Source organism: Paenibacillus sp. OAE614, from assembly GCF_040546645.1.
Classification (GTDB): domain Bacteria; phylum Bacillota; class Bacilli; order Paenibacillales; family Paenibacillaceae; genus Paenibacillus_AQ; species Paenibacillus_AQ favisporus.
In genome coordinates this window covers 6,469,146-6,484,734 of the sequence record NZ_JBEPOD010000001.1, presented here as the reverse complement: position 1 = coordinate 6,484,734, position 15,589 = coordinate 6,469,146, and the positions used below count along the sequence as shown (strand labels likewise).

The window sequence follows — 15,589 nt, the reverse complement described above, 5'->3', positions numbered from 1 at the left end:
ATAATCAAAGGCAACATAAGCTGCAGCTATGAAATCATTCGTAAAGCAGGAGAGGGGTTAAAGTTCATGATGAAAATACACCGAAAGCCGCTGACGGCAGCGATTGCATTTCTGCTCACGGCAGGATTGCTGCTGAGCGCCTGCACCCGGTCGGAGGAAAGCGGCGGGCCTGCAGCCGGAAGCGCGGACAAGGGGGGAACCCAGGCGGCGGCCGGCGAACAGATCAAGCTCCGGCTCACCTTATGGGGAGCGCCTAATGAAATTGCCGTAAACAAAAAGGTCATCGCCCGGTTCGAAGCAGAGCATCCCAACGTGAAGGTCGAATTGCAGCAGATTCCTACCGATTACGACACCAAGCTGACGACCATGGTTGCCGGCAACGATGAACCGGACGTGGCGATGATGGAATCGGCGACGATCGCCTTTCCGCTTGCGGAACAGGGGAAATTCCTGAATCTTCAGGAATTCCTGGACAAGGACCCCGAAATTAAGGCCGATTCTCTGGTTCCGAATATCACCTATTCCTCGGAGCCCGGCAATATTATCGGTATAGCCCCCGGCCCGGAATCGTTTACGCTTTTTTATAATGAGGATGCCTTCAAGGAGGCTGGGTTGACGCCGCCGCCTTCCAAGGTATCGGAAGCGTGGACCTGGGAACAGTTCGTGGATACCGCCAAGAAGCTGACTTTGGATAATAAAGGGCGGAATGCGGATGATCCGAATTTTGATCCGAAAAACATTAAGCAATACGGAGTGAACCCCGGCAACTGGTGGGGAGCGTACAGCAGCTTTATTTTTTCAAACGGCGGCGACTTTGTCTCCCCGGATGGCAAGACGTTTGCTTTAAACCAGCCGGAAGCCGTCGAGGCGCTGCAGAATATCGCCGATCTGATCAATAAGTACCACGTTGCTCCGTCGCCGCTGCAGGCCAAGAACATTCCGGCAACCAATGTGGCTCTGCAGACGAGAAAAGTGGCGATGGTGATTGACGGACAATGGAATACCAGCACGCTTGCGGAATCGAAGGTTCACTTTAACGTCGGGGTGCTTCCTGTCATGAAAAAGCCGGCGACCACGGTAGTCTGCGCGATGTTTTCCATCTTTAAATCGACCAAGCATCCCCAAGAGTCCTGGGAGCTGCTCAAGGCGCTTATTGACCCAGATGCGTCAATCGAGATGCTGACTTATGGCACCTGGATGCCTTCGCTGAAGGACTGGTATACGGATGATGCCCTGCTGTCGAAATGGGCGGTGAATCAGCCTTCCCGGCCATCAGGCTACAAAGATGCGGTTATTGACGTAGTGCTCAATCATAGCCATGCTACGCCTACCGGTTACGTTAAGAACTTCAACAAGATCATGGATATCGTCAATCCTGCCATGGATAACGTATGGCTGGGCAAAACAACGGCCAAGGAGGCGATGGACAGCATTGCGGCTAAGGCTCAGGCACAGGTACAGGGACGGCGAGACGTAAAATAGGGGGCTTAAAGTACACATGCAGACAAACATTCCGATGAACGCTCCGGTTCCTGTGCGCCGCAAGGCGGGCGTACGGGAACGCAAAGCTCTGTTCTACGGGCTGCTGTTTACGGCTCCGGCGGTACTCGGGTTTATTCTGTTTACCGCCGGTCCCATGATCGCGAGCTTTGTGCTGAGCTTGACCGATTACAACGTATTCAAGGAGTCGGTGTCCTTTATCGGCTTCGGCAATTATGCCCGGCTCTTCTCCGGCCAGGACGAGAGCTTCTACCGCTCGCTTGGCGTCACGTTTTATTTCGTCGTGCTGCGGGTGCCGGCCTGCATCATCATTTCCTTCATTATCGCCCTGCTGTTGAATATGAACATTAAGGCGCGCGCTTTGTTCCGGACGATTATCTATCTGCCGAGCATTGTGCCGGCGGTGGCCTCGGCGATGATTTGGATGTGGCTGCTCAACCCGGACCTGGGGCTGATCAACATGATGCTGAAATGGCTTCATCTGCCGACGAGCGACTGGATTTTTTCCGAAAAGAGCGTTATCCCCTCCATCGTGCTGACGACGCTGTGGGGCATCGGGGGGACCGTCATCATTTTTCTGGCGGGCTTGTCCGGCATTCCCAAGCAGTACTACGAGGCGGTTGATGTGGACGGGGGCGGGTGGTACCACAAGCTGCGTCATATTACGATTCCGATGGTGACGCCGACGATCTTTTTCAATGCGGTGATGACCATCATCAGCTCCTTCCAGGTGTTTAATGAGGCGTATATTTTGACCCAGGGTGGACCGAACGACAAAAGTTTGTTCTTCGTGTTCTACCTGTGGCGGACCGCGTTCCGGGATACGGAAATGGGTTATGCCTCGGCGCTGGCCTGGGTGCTGTTCGTCATCATTCTGGCGTTTACGTTCCTCGTGTTCCGATCGTCGAAATCCTGGGTTCATTACGAAGGAGGCGGTCCGTCATGAGGGAGTCCAGACTGAAGCTGGGCGCGGGCTATGTGGCGCTTGGATTGATCTCACTGCTATTTATCATCCCGTTTATTTGGCTGATCCGAAGCTCGCTGATGGATTTATCGCAAATCTTCGTGATGCCGCCGGAATGGATTCCGCATCCCTTCCACTGGGAAAATTATAAAAGGGCGCTTACGTCCCTCCCGTTTGGCACGTATTTCGTCAATACGCTGGTCATTGTGGCGAGCGTGCTGATCGGAACGGTGCTGACGAGTACGATCTCGGCGTTCGGGTTTTCACGGATCCGCTGGAAAGGGCGGGATGCCGTGTTCGCCGTCCTTCTGTCGAGTATGATGCTGCCGGGAGCGGTGACGCTTATCCCGAGCTTTCTCGGCTGGAAGGAGCTCGGATTCTACGATACGTATTATCCGCTCATCGTGCCTTCCTTTTTTGGAGGCGGGATCTTCAACATCTTTTTGCTGCGGCAGTTCTATATGTCAATTCCGAAAGACTTTGACGAAGCGGCATTTGTCGACGGGGCGGGTTACTTTCAAATCTATTGGCGCATCATCCTGCCGCTCAGCCGTTCCGCAGTGATCGTCGTCGCTTTGTTCACCTTCCTGGGCACCTGGAACGACTTTATGGGACCGCTCATTTATTTGAAGAGCGACAGCCGCTTCACGCTGGCGCTTGGCCTGCAGATGTTCCAGGGCAGCTACTCGGCCCAGTGGGATTTGCTCATGGCCGCCTCTGCGGTCGTCATCCTCCCGTGCGTGGTCATTTTTTTGCTGGGACAGCGTTACTTTCTGGAAGGAATTACCCTGACAGGGTTGAAAGGATAAGCATCGCAAGATATTGCATGAAGGGAGAGGGTGCAGGATGACAACGACTCATTCGCAGCAGGGCTGGCATGGCGTGCCTTTTACTCAAGTGAAGATCCAAGATGAACTGTGGAAGCAGAGGCTGGAGGTATGCAAGCAGGTGACGCTCCGGACCTGCCTGGACAAATGCGAATCGACCGGGCGGATCAGCAATTTCGCCAAAGCGGCCGGCCTTATGGAAGGGGAATTCGAGGGGATTTATTTTAACGATTCCGATGTGTACAAGGTGCTTGAAGGCGCGGCATATCTGCTGATGGCGGACCGGGACCCCGAGCTGGAAGCGGAGATCGACCGGATCATCGGCTTGATTGCAGCGGCGCAGGAGCCGGACGGATACCTGACGACGTATTACACGCTCGAAGCCCCGGACCAGAAGTGGACGGATATGGAAAAGCACGAAATGTATAACGGCGGCCACCTGATCGAAGCGGCGGTTGCGTACCACGCGGCTACCGGCAAGCGCACGCTGCTGGACGTAGCCTGCAAGCTGGCTGACCATTACGACAGCCTGTTTGGGCCGGGCAAGCGGCACTGGGTGGAAGGCCATGAGGAGATCGAGCTGGCGCTGATCAAGCTGTATCACGCGACCGGTGAGGAGCGTTATTGGAAGCTCGCCCTGTGGCTGCTCGAGGAGCGGGGGCACGGGCATGGTCGTGGTGCAATATGGGACCGCGAGGAGTGGGGACCAGCGTACTGCCAGGACGACGTGCCTGTCCGCGACATCGAGAAGGTGACCGGGCACGCCGTCCGTGCGATGTATTTGTACACCGCCATGGCGGATGTGGTGCTGGCCTCCGGAGACCGGACCTACGAGGAAGCCCTGCGCAAAGTGTGGGCGCACACGGTCGAGCGGAACATGTACATTACCGGAGGCATCGGGCCGTCCCGGCATAACGAAGGGTTCACGCACGACTATGACCTCCCGAACGAGAGCGCTTACTGCGAAACCTGCGCCTCGATCGCGATGGTGTTCTGGAACCATCGGATGAGCCTGCTGTTTGGCGAGGCGAAGTACGCCGACGTCGTGGAACGCGCCATGTACAACGGGGCTTTGGCGGGGATTTCGCTGTCCGGCGACCGCTTTTTCTACGTCAATCCGTTGGCGTCGCAGGGCGATCATCACCGGACCGAATGGTTCGACACGTCCTGCTGCCCGACGAATTTGGTGCGGTTTCTGCCTTCGATCGGCGGATACAATTACGCCGTGAACGAGGAAGGCCCCGTCATGCTGCAGTTCGTCGCCGGTACGGCCGACCTGACGCTGAAGGACGGCAGCCGGGTCGTGATGAAGACCGTAACCCGCTATCCTTGGGACGGGCATGTGCATATCGAGGTGGAGCCGGCCCGGGAGGCCAAATTCGCGGTGCGGCTGCGCCTGCCGGGATGGTGCCGCGGGGCGAAGCTGTCCGTTAACGGGGAGAACGTGGCTCCTACGGATTGGACCATAGACCGGGGATTCCTCGTGCTCAGCCGCCGCTGGCAGCCAGGCGACACGATGGACTACGTGATGGAGATGCCGGTTCAGCAGGTGCACGCTCGGCCGGAGGTCGAGGCCGACCGGGGACGTGTCGCGGTTCAGCGCGGACCGCTGGTGTACTGCCTGGAGCAGGCGGATAACCCGGAACTCGTTTATGACGAGTTTGCGGTCCGGCCGGGCATTTCCTTTGGCCTGGAGCCGCGGGACGAGCTGGGCGGCATGGTGGCCCTCACCGGGATTGACGGGCAGCGGCAGTACCGCTTTGTCCCGTACCATTTGTGGGACAACCGGGAGCCGGGATTCATGCAGGTCTGGCTGAAGGAAGAGGAAGGCGGGCGGCTGTATTCGGTATAGGGTAAACCGTGTGTATAAGGGCAGTCAGGTGAGCGCAGGTTCACTGTGGCGGCGCGTGTCAAAGGTTCGCCACCATATGCCGGGAGCCAGATAGGATCCGCTTTGCTGTAGCTTTATATGATAGATTGAGGCACCGGGAGAGATCCCGGTGCTTTTTGGCTTGTGTCTTCAGATAGACCCTGAGCACCTGTGCCTGTTTGTGCGGTTTTGTTATCTTGCGCTTATACTTGGGAAGCCTTCCAAGCCCTCGCCGGCGGCAGTATACTTAAGCCGAGATATTTCTTGAGGTGGCTGCAGCCCTGCAGGATATCCCTTGGTCAACGATTTTTTACAATTGGATAGGGGGAAGTAAGAGGATGCTTACAACGATTGAACCTAATATTCTCTACTTTGGTACGCCTGTAGTTCTGATCAGCACTTTGAATGAGGACGGTTCGGCCAATTTAGCCCCGATGTCTTCGGCCTGGTGGCTGAATCAGTCCTGCATGCTCGGCATGAGCGGCAAATCGAAGACTGTCCAGAACATCAAGCGTGAGCGCGAATGCGTGCTGAATCTGCCGTCGGCCGATCTGGTCAGTCAGGTGGATCGTCTGGCGCTGACGACAGGGGCGAGCCCCGTCCCTGATTACAAGGCGGAGATGGGTTACCGGTACGAACCCGATAAATTCGGTCTTTCCGGGTTTACACAAATCCCTTCGGACCTGGTAAAAGCGCCGCGGGCCGGGGAGTGCCCAGTTCAATTGGAGGCGGAGCTGGTGCAGATCCACTCCTTCGAAGAGCCAAGCTCCATCGCGGCGATGGAGATGAAGATCAAGCGGATCCACATCGACGAGGAGCTGCTGATGGGGGAGAAAAACTACATCAACCCCGATCGGTGGAACCCGCTGATCATGAGCTTTTGCGAGTTTTTCGGCCTCGGCCGCAAGCTGCACCCGTCGAGACTGGCGGAGCCGTTTATGGCGAAAAACTATGAGAAGTAACCTAATAAAACAAACAGTGTTAGCAGGTCTATTGAAGGAAGCATCGGATGGATTCCGGTGCTTTTTTGTTTCGGGTGCGCCTTTGAAGGGCGGCAATTCGTGGGCAGGTGAGACTGACTTCCCCAAGCTACCTACTTTCTTCCCCACTACTATCCACTGCCACTGTGTCTGTAATCTTCCCTATTACTCTATCCCCTATCACTTTCCCCTGACCACTTTCCCGTTCCGACAATGTCCGCAAACTCCTCCACTCATTCCCACTCCAAACTCATTGTTATATGCCGTGCAACCGCACAATAGAACTGTCGGAAAATAATTTACTAAAAATCCGGATATATAGAAAAATATTTTCCTAAAAGCGTTTACATAAACTGAAGGTTTTGATAGTCTATGAATCAAGAAGCAATCATACATCATTTACCGGAGGAGTGAGGACGAATTGGAGAACAAGCTGAAGTATGATGTGGTGGTTATGGGCGGCGGTATTTCCGGCTCGATGGCTGCGGTGGCGGCCGCAAGCTCGGGGGCCAAGACGCTGATCGTGGAGTCGCACGGGTTTCTCGGCGGTACGCTGACGGCGAACGGCGTCGGACCGATGATGACCTTCCATGCGGGGGATAAGCTGGCGATCCGGGGCTTTACCGACCAGCTGATCGAACGGCTGAAGCGGCAGGGGAAGTCGCCGGGGCATATTTTTGACACGGTCGGCTTTACGTATTCGGTAACCCCGTTCGACGCCGAGGCGATGAAGCATGAACTGGAGCTGATGGTGACCGAGAGCGGCGGGGAGATTTTGTACCACACGATGCTCGCCGGCGTGAAGGCGGAAGACGGACGCATCGTCAGCATCAAGGTGTGCAACAAGTCGGGCCTGACCGACATCGAGGCGTCGGTGTTTATTGACGGAACCGGGGACGGGGACCTTTCCGTAGGTGCCGGAGCGGAGTTTACGAAGGGCCGGGAGTCCGACGGGGCAATGCAGCCAATGACGCTGAAAATGAAAATGTACAACGTGAACATCCCCAAAGTGAAGGAGTACATCCATGCGCATCCGGAGGACTTTCCGCTATACAACGGCGACACCTCCATCATCGAGAAGGCGCCGCGCCTGTCGGTCGGCGGCTTTGACAGCTTGTTCCGGAAGGCGAAGGAGCGCGGCGAAATTTCGATCCAGCGCGAGAACGTGCTGTTCTTCGAAACGAACAATCCGGGCGAGGTCATTCTGAATACGACCCGGATTCTGGGCCACGATCCGACCGATGCATTCAGCCTCAGCCTGGCCGAGATGGAAGGACGGAAGCAGTGCCGCGAGCTGGAGCTGTTTGTCCGCAAATACATTCCGGGCTTCGAGAACGCAGTCGTGGAGTCCACCGGTCCGAACATCGGGGTCCGCAGCTCCCGCCAGATCAAAGGGGTGTACACGCTGACCGCCGAGGACCTGCTGGAACAGAAGCTTTTTGACGATACCATTGCCCATTCCGGCTATCCGATCGACATTCACAGCCCGGACGGAGAAGGGACGAAGCATCAGAAGCTGGAGTGGGGCGGCATGTACAGCATTCCGTACTCCTGTATGATCACGAATTCCGTGAAAAACCTCATCGTCATCGGCCGCTGCATCTCGGCGACGTTTGAAGCGCAGGCGGCCATGCGAACGACCCCGACGACAGGGGCGATCGGCCATGCGGGGGGCGTGGCTGCGGCGTACGCGGCCAAACATGGTGTTAACGTGCAGGATGTGGACATCAAAGCGGTGCAGGCTCAGCTCAAAGCGCAAGGGGCACATTTGGAAATATAGCCCATGAATTATTAAGCATATGAAGGAACCACGTGAAGGAATCTCATGACGAGAGGGGTAACCAAAGTGACTGGTGTAATGTGGGTGCAAGCTATCGGTATTTTGATTGTGTTTTTGGTGTTCGTCGGGCTGATGATGACGCGCAAAATCCCGGCAATTCTGGCGCTTCCGCTGATGGCGATCCTGTTTGCGATCATCGCCGGGGTACCATGGAACTCGAATAATCCCGATACGACAAGCATTGCCAAAACGATCCTGGCGTCCGGCTCGATGCGGCTGTCCGGGGCGATTGCCGGCCTCGTGTTCGGCGCCTGGTTCGGACAAATCCTGAACAAGGTCGGTATTACCAAATCGATTATCCGCAAAGCCGCTGAGCTGGCCGGGGATAAGCCGATGCTGATCGCGATTTTGTTTTTCGTGACCGCGTCCATTATTTTCTCCGCCGCAGGCGGGCTGGGCATGGTGATCCTGGTCGGTACGATCGTCATTCCGATCATGCTGACCGCCGGCATTTCGCAGTTCGTTGCGTCGATCGTTGTGCTGTCCGCGGTCGGGGTGGGCGCACTTTTCAACGTATCCAACTGGGCCGTGTATGTTGATGTGCTCGGGCTCTCGGTCGACCAAATCGCCGACTACACGATGGTGGCCGCGCTGCCGCTGATCGTGCTTTCCCTGGCCATGATCGTGTTCTATATCCGCAAGGACGGCAAGGGCCGCAGAGCGTGGGCGATGCCCGCAGCTACCGGCGGTGACGGCAAGAAAGTGCCGACCTATGCGCTGATCAGCCCGCTGGTGCCGGTTATTCTGGTGTTCGCTTTTAAAATCGATATCGTTCCCGCCGTTATCATCGGCGCGCTCGTCACGATCCTGCTGGCCTGGCCGAAGCGCCCGATCCACGTGCTCTCCAGCGCGCTGATCGAGGGCATTCAGGACGTCGCCGGCGCCATGGCGCTCATGATCGGCATCGGCATCCTGCTCAATTCGGTTATGGCACCGCAGGTTTCGGCGCTGATTTCCCCGCTCATTGAGGCAGTGCTTCCGGGCAATCCGATCATGTACATTCTCTTCTTCACCATCCTGTCGCCGCTGGCGATTTACCGCGGTCCGCTCAACGTGTGGGGTCTTGGCAGCGGCATCGCCGCCCTGTTCGTGACGGCAGGCATGACGCCGGTCGCCGCCATGCTGGCGCTGCGGGTAGTCAGCAACGTTCAGGCCGTATCCGACCCGACGAACTCGCATAACGTATGGGTTTCGGATTTTACGAAGACCGATATCAACGAAATCTTGAAGAAGACGCTGCCTTGGATGATGGTCGCCGTCCTGATCTCGATGGTCATCGGCGCATTCATGGTATTTTGATAAAGACGGCTTTTACGGATGATTCCGGACGGGGAACGGACTGCGCGGCTTGATGCGGGCCTTCCCCTGTCCTGACTTCAGGAGGGTAACATGGAGAGAAAAAAAGTAAGGGTAGGCATCGACGTCGGCGGAACGTTTACGGACGCGGCCGTCATCGACAACGAAACGTTTGAAGTCATTGGCAAAATGAAAATCCCGACGACGCACCATGATGAGGACGGTGTGGCAAAGGGGATTGTGCAGATTTTGAACCGGATTCTGGAGAGCCAGGGCATTCTCCCGGAGGATGTCACGTTTATCGCCCATGGGACAACCCAGGCGACCAACGCCCTGCTCGAAGGGGATGTGGCCAGAGTCGGCATCATCGGTATGGGCACGGGACTCGACGGCATGAGCGCAAGGTCCGAGTCCAATCCGGGGGATATCGAGCTGGCGCCCGGCAAGTTTTTGAAAACATATCATACGTTTCTCGATTCCAAAAATCTCACCGACACGGACATTGAGACCGCCATCGACGCCCTGGTGCAGCAGGGGGCCGAAGTCATCGTCGCCTCCGAGGCGTACAGCGTCGACGATCCGACCAATGAGCTGCGGGTCATCGAACTGGCGAACCGTAAGGGCATCTATGCCACCGGCGGCCACGAAATTTCCCAGCTGTACGGGCTGAAGACGCGGACGCGGACGGCGGTCGTGAACGCATCCCTTATTCCGAAAATGATGGAAACGGCCAACATGACCGAGAAGTCCGTCAAAAACGCCAATATCCAGTCCCAGCTGATGATCATGCGCTGCGACGGCGGCGTGATGAACATCGACGAGGTGCGGAAGCGTCCGATCCTGACGATGCTGTCGGGCCTAGCGGCCGGGGTGGCGGGCGCTTTGATGTATGAGAAAATTTCGGACGGCATTTTCTTCGAGGTCGGCGGAACGAGCGTGGACATTTCCGTCATTAAAAACGGCAAGGTCATGATCCAGAACGCCCAGGTCGGCGGCCACCGCACGTACCTGCAGTCGCTGGACGTCCGCACGCTCGGCATTGCCGGTGGCAGTATGATCAAGGTTTCCGGCGGCAAAATTACCGACGTCGGCCCGCGGAGCGCGCACATCGCCGGCAAGGAGTACGAGGCGTTTGCACCGGCGGACGAAATCGTCAGTCCGAAGGTGAAATTCGTCAGCCCCCGGGAAGGCGATCCGGCCGAATACGCCATCTGCGAGTGCGGAAATGGACGGGAGTTCTCGTATACGCTGGCGGGTGCAGCCAACATCCTCGGCTACGTGCCGGAGGGCGACTATGCACATGGTAATAAGGAAGCGGCGGTAAAAGCGTGGGAAGCCCTTGCCACACATGTTGGTCTGAGCGTGGAGGAAGCCGCGCGCAAGGTGATGGACATTGCGATCGATAAAACGATGAAAACCGTAAATGAAATGATTCAGGATTATGAGCTGGACCGGGCCTTTGTTACGCTCGTTGGCGGCGGTGGCAGCGGGGCGGTGCTGGTGCCGGCGATGGCCGAACGGGAAGGCTTCAAGAGTCAGATCGCCAGCAACGCGCCTTATGTCTCCACGATCGGGGTGGCGCTGGCCATGGTCAAGGAGCAGCTGGAGCGGACCGTCGTCAATCCGACGGAAGAGGATATCAAGCGGATCCGGGCCGACATCGTGGAGCGGATCGTCCAGTCGGGAGCCAGCGAGGAGACGGTGGAGGTCACGATTGAAATCGACAGCCAGAAGAACATTCTGCGGGCCATCGCAACCGGCTCGACCGAGCTGCGCTCCAAAGACCTCGGCCAGCAGGCGATGCCGCTGGAAGAAATGACGGCGGTCGCGGCCAGCTCGGTCGACCAATCGCCGGAGAACACCCGGCTGGCGGCGCAGAGCGGACGCTGGAGCCTGTTCGAAGCGGAGCAGACGAAAAAATCCCTGTTCGGCCTGATGAAGAAGAAGGTCAACTACGTCGCCGTACTGGACCGCGAAGGGGTTGTCCGCTTCAAGAAGAGCGGCGTCCAATTTACGAAAGTGACGAAAGCTGCGGCTGATGACCGACTTAACGAATTTCTGGACGACAATACGATTTACTCCGACGCCAACGCGACAATCCCGAAGGTGTTTGCCTTTTATAAGGAGAAAATGCTGGATCTGACCGGCATGCAGACGAAGGAGCAGCTGCTGTCGATTCTCACGCTTGAAACGGAGATGCTGAAGTCCGAGGACGAAATGATCGTCATTGCGTACCAATAGAACAGCTAAAGAGATGAAGAGATAGATCAAGGTTAGAACATGAAGAGGGGGTGACAGGCATGCCGGAGTTCCAGGAATTCGGTTGGAATGTTCAACATCTTGGACTGACCGATGAAGTGCTCGCCCATGCGGAGCTCACCAAGGACCCGCTGTACCGCAAAATTCCCAAGGACCGCTTAGCCTATTATGTGGACAGGTCGCTTCATAGGGGTAGGGAAGCGGCACAGGCCTGCCGGGGCATGTCCATCCGCGATCTGTACCGCAGGGAAGGCCTCCGCTACGAAATCACCGACCGCTCCGGTACGTTTCATCAGCTCTCTCTGCGGGCGCAGATCGATTTCAACCAAACGCCGCCGGAGGTAGTCATTTACGCCGCATCCCTCCGCGGTATGGCTGATGCATACCGGGCGGTCATGAGCCCGGGAGAACAGGCAAATCATTCAGCGGACGCGAAATCAGGCCCAGGCGATGCGCTGCAGCCGTCAGGGCGCACGCCAGATCCACATTCGGAGCGCCCACCCGCCTCTCAGGACGATGAGCTGGAGCGGCTGGTCGATATCCACCTGGCGCATGAATTTTTTCACTATGTGGAGTACCGGGCCGGGCAGTTTACCAACGACCTGCTGGAGCCGGTCGAGGTGTTCCGGCTGGGCAGGCGGCTGGTGAAGCGCTCGAGCGTCGTTCAGTGCAGCGAAATCGCTGCCCACGCCTTTTGTAAGGAGATGATGGGTCTGCCTTTCCTGCCGAATGTACTGGATTACGTCTTCCTGATCCAAACCGGTTCTTTTAGCGAAGAGGACTTTTACCGGGAAGTCGAGGCTTGGAAGAGCGGCCATGCGGCGGCGTTGTGACATCGTTTTCTAAATACCTTCCCTTGTATGATATAATGGGGTGTGCTAGCGGGGGTTACCGGATTAGCTATTTTCCCACAGGTAGGTCAGGAGGAGGTCACATGTCTTCACAGGTTCCGGCCGTCATCGCCAAAATCGTATCGCAAACCCAAAAGTTAACCTACGGCGAAAATCAAATCGCCAACTTTGTCATTCATAATCCGGAGTTTATTACCCGCAATACCATCACGGCGATTGCGAATGAGATCGGCGTGTCCGAGACGAGCATTAACCGCTTCTGCAAAAAGGTCGGCTACAAAGGCTTCAACGACTTCAAGATTGCCTTTGCCCAGGACGCGTTCTACCGGGATATGCAAGCGAAGAAGAAAGAAAGACGCGAGATCAATCCCATTGATGCGCTCGCTTTGGATTATAACGAGCTGATCGTGAACACATCCGCGCTCGTGACGGAGGAGCAGCTGAACCAGGTCGTGGATCTGCTGAAGAATGCCCGCCGGATCGTGGTCATCGGATTGTTCGATTCGTTTTTGGCGGCAATGGCGCTTCGCAACCGGCTGGCGATTATCGGCATGATGGCGGAAGCCATCAACGACAGCAGGGAAATGAAGATCGCCGCCTCCCAGTGCGGTCCGGACGATGTGGTCATTGCTTTCTCCCGTTCGGGTTCAACGAGGGAAATTATCGATGCGGTGTCCATCGCGCGGGTCAATCAGGCGAAGGTGATTGCCATCACCTGCTACGACGCTTCGCCGATTACGGAGAACGCGGCCGTCGATATTATTGTCCCGGATAAAATATCCGTCAATAACAGCGCCTTTATGTCCAATCATATTACGTTCCTGTTCGTGGTCGATCTGATCATGAGCGTGTTCATTTCCTCGGATAAAAAGTATTTGAAAAAGAAGCTGGACAGCGAGGGCCTTCTGGCCAGCGACCAGTCGATCACGAATTATTTTTTGTAAGAAGAGCGTTTCCTGCCGGAGGGCAGGGGGCGCTTTTTTTGTTGGCTTACGGTCAAGTCCCGGAGAGCGCTGTCATATACATCTTTACGGATTCATCTTCGATCCTGCGGATGACGCCAAAGTTGTGCGCAAAGCCGCAGAATGGGCGATTGGCCGTGGAGACGGGTCCCACTAGAATGGGGTTGTAAACTTACAGGTGGTTCCCACCGGGAGGAGATTGGTATGAGCAAAAAAATGCGTTTTGCCATTATTGGAGCCGGCGTGATCGCCCCTCTGCACGCGAGAGCCATCGTGAGCCATCCGGAAGCGGAGCTGGCGGCGGTCGTAGACGCCGTTCCGGAAAAAGCGGCAAAAATAGCAGAGGAATTCGGAGCGGCCCACGTATATACGGATACCCGGCAAATGCTTCAGGAGTGTGACGTGGACGCCGTCTGCATCTGCGTTCCCAGCGGAGGCCACCGGGATGCAACCGTCGCGGCGGCGGAGGCGGGCAAGCATGTGCTGTGCGAAAAGCCCCTCGGCATTACCAAGGCGGACATGGACGAGATGATCGAAGCCTGCCGGAGCCATGGCGTCAAGCTGGCCACCGTATTCCAGAAACGCACCACACCGCATGCACTGCTGACCAAAAAGGCCATTAACGAAGGCAAGCTGGGCAAGTTAGTGCTGGGAGACGCCTACTTGAAGTACTACCGTAGCCCGGAATATTACAAAAGCGCCGGATGGCGCGGAACATGGGCCATTGATGGAGGCGGCGCCCTCATGAATCAGGGGGTGCACGGCATCGACATCATCCGCTGGATGATGGGGGAAGTAGACAGCGTCTTTGCCTATACTGCTCCGTTAATTCATGACATTGAGGTGGAGGATACGGCGGTTGCGGTTTTGAAATATAAGAATGGGGCGTTTGGGGTCATCCAGGGAACGACGTCGGTCAATCCCGGCCAGGAGCCGCGTTTTGAAATTCACGGCGAGCACGGGACGATCATTTACGGAGACAGCGGTTTTAAAGTATGGAAAACGGTTGACAGTGATGCAGCCCCGCTCGTGTCGGAAGGCTCCGCCGAAGGTGCGGATGACCCGAATGCCATTTCTTCCGACGGGCACTACATTCTGATCGACGACCTGATTCAGGCGGTGCGGGAGGATCGTGAGCCGCTCATTTCGGGAGAGGAAGCGAGGAAATCGGTAGACCTGATCCTGGCCATTTACGAGTCCTCGCGTACGGGCAAGGAAATCAAACTGTAGGAAGAGGCGATGAACGGAAATGAGTACAGAAGAGCTGAAGATCGCAATCATTGGGCTGGACACGTCGCATGCGCCGCTCTTTGCCGAGCTGCTGAACAACCCGGATCACCCGCACCACGTGCGCGGCGGGAAAGTGACGGCCGCCTATCCGGGCGGATCGCCGGATTTTGAACTGAGTATCGGGCGGGTGGACAAATTCACCGCTGAAGTCAGGGACAACAGCGGCGTCCCCATCGTCCAGAGTATCCAGGAGGCAGCCGAAAACGCCGATGCCATCCTGCTGCTCTCAGTCGACGGGCGGGTGCACCTGGAGCAGTTCCGGCAGATCGTTCCTTATGGAAAGCCGGTTTTTATCGACAAGCCGTTTGCCGTCACGACCCGTGACGCCAAGGCGATTTACCGGCTGGCACAGGAGCACGGAATTCCGCTCATGAGCTGCTCCTCCGTCCGCTGGTCGGAAGGCCTGGGCCGGGCGCTGGACTCAGCCGATCAGGGGAACATCATCGGGGTGGATACCTACGGCCCCATGGAGCTGCAGTCTACGCAGCCGGGCTTTTACTGGTACGGCATTCATGCCGCCGATATGCTGTACCGCAGCATGGGCAAAGGGTGTAAAGAGGTCACGGTCACCACGAATACCGACCATGATTTGGCCGTAGGTGTATGGGAGGACGGCCGGGTCGGAACGCTGCGCGGCAACCGGAAGGGCAACCGCCGTTTCGGAGCGTTGATTCATCGCGAGCAGGGGACTGAACATGTCGACGTGTATGCGGACAGCAAGCCGTATTATGCCAGCATGTTGGAGGAAGTGATCCGCATGTTCCAAACGGGCGCCGCTCCGATCGACATGACGGAGACGCTGGAAGTCATCGCGTTTCTGGAGGCCGCCAACGAAAGCCGGGAGACCGGCAGAACCGTGAAGCTGGATACGGGCATCAGCCCGGTTGCCAGCTCCTGATTTTGCCGCTTGCTTTGTGCGGTGCGGTGAAAGCCATCCAGGTTCGCTCCCG

Annotated in this window: 12 protein-coding genes; all 12 read left to right on the top strand. The window is 56.8% G+C overall.

What is annotated here, in order from left to right; translation table 11 throughout:
• The first annotated feature begins 66 nt into the window (after positions 1-66).
• The 12 genes from ABIE48_RS29790 (at position 67) to ABIE48_RS29735 (ending at position 15,537) form a co-directional block, all read left to right on the top strand.
• Entirely contained in the window at positions 67-1,482 is a 1,416-nt protein-coding gene (locus ABIE48_RS29790) for an ABC transporter substrate-binding protein (RefSeq protein WP_192716069.1), read from the top strand.
• A gap of 16 nt (positions 1,483-1,498) precedes the next feature.
• A complete protein-coding gene (locus ABIE48_RS29785; RefSeq protein ID WP_373309604.1) occupies positions 1,499-2,446 on the top strand; it encodes a carbohydrate ABC transporter permease in 948 nt (315 codons plus the stop codon).
• Positions 2,443-3,273 carry a carbohydrate ABC transporter permease gene (locus ABIE48_RS29780; RefSeq protein ID WP_192716068.1) on the top strand — a complete coding sequence of 277 codons (831 nt, stop codon included), beginning with the start codon at positions 2,443-2,445 and terminating at the stop codon, positions 3,271-3,273. The genes ABIE48_RS29785 and ABIE48_RS29780 overlap by 4 nt, the downstream gene beginning before the upstream one ends.
• A gap of 37 nt (positions 3,274-3,310) precedes the next feature.
• The gene (locus ABIE48_RS29775) at positions 3,311-5,143 is read left to right on the top strand and encodes a glycoside hydrolase family 127 protein (protein WP_192716067.1); all 1,833 of its coding nucleotides are present in this window, start codon (positions 3,311-3,313) and stop codon (positions 5,141-5,143) included.
• Between the two features lie 356 nt (positions 5,144-5,499).
• On the top strand, positions 5,500-6,123 hold the full coding sequence (locus tag ABIE48_RS29770; protein WP_192716066.1) for a flavin reductase family protein: 624 nt from the start codon (positions 5,500-5,502) through the stop codon (positions 6,121-6,123).
• Positions 6,124-6,562: 439 nt separating this feature from the next.
• Positions 6,563-7,921 carry an FAD-dependent oxidoreductase gene (locus ABIE48_RS29765; RefSeq protein ID WP_234489547.1) on the top strand — a complete coding sequence of 453 codons (1,359 nt, stop codon included), beginning with the start codon at positions 6,563-6,565 and terminating at the stop codon, positions 7,919-7,921.
• A gap of 45 nt (positions 7,922-7,966) precedes the next feature.
• On the top strand, positions 7,967-9,280 hold the full coding sequence (locus tag ABIE48_RS29760) for a citrate transporter (RefSeq protein ID WP_258875354.1): 1,314 nt from the start codon (positions 7,967-7,969) through the stop codon (positions 9,278-9,280).
• A gap of 90 nt (positions 9,281-9,370) precedes the next feature.
• Positions 9,371-11,518, top strand: a complete 2,148-nt coding sequence (locus tag ABIE48_RS29755; RefSeq protein ID WP_192716065.1) for a hydantoinase/oxoprolinase family protein — start codon at positions 9,371-9,373, stop codon at positions 11,516-11,518.
• Positions 11,519-11,577: 59 nt separating this feature from the next.
• Positions 11,578-12,369 (top strand): hypothetical protein, encoded by a 792-nt coding sequence (locus ABIE48_RS29750; RefSeq protein ID WP_192716064.1) that lies wholly within the window; start codon positions 11,578-11,580, stop codon positions 12,367-12,369.
• A gap of 101 nt (positions 12,370-12,470) precedes the next feature.
• Positions 12,471-13,331, top strand: coding sequence for a MurR/RpiR family transcriptional regulator (locus tag ABIE48_RS29745; protein ID WP_076172985.1), 861 nt, complete (start codon positions 12,471-12,473; stop codon positions 13,329-13,331).
• A gap of 222 nt (positions 13,332-13,553) precedes the next feature.
• Positions 13,554-14,579, top strand: a complete 1,026-nt coding sequence (locus ABIE48_RS29740; protein WP_192716063.1) for a Gfo/Idh/MocA family protein — start codon at positions 13,554-13,556, stop codon at positions 14,577-14,579.
• 19 nt (positions 14,580-14,598) lie between these two features.
• A complete protein-coding gene (locus tag ABIE48_RS29735) occupies positions 14,599-15,537 on the top strand; it encodes a Gfo/Idh/MocA family protein (protein ID WP_192716062.1) in 939 nt (312 codons plus the stop codon).
• Positions 15,538-15,589: the final 52 nt, after the last annotated feature.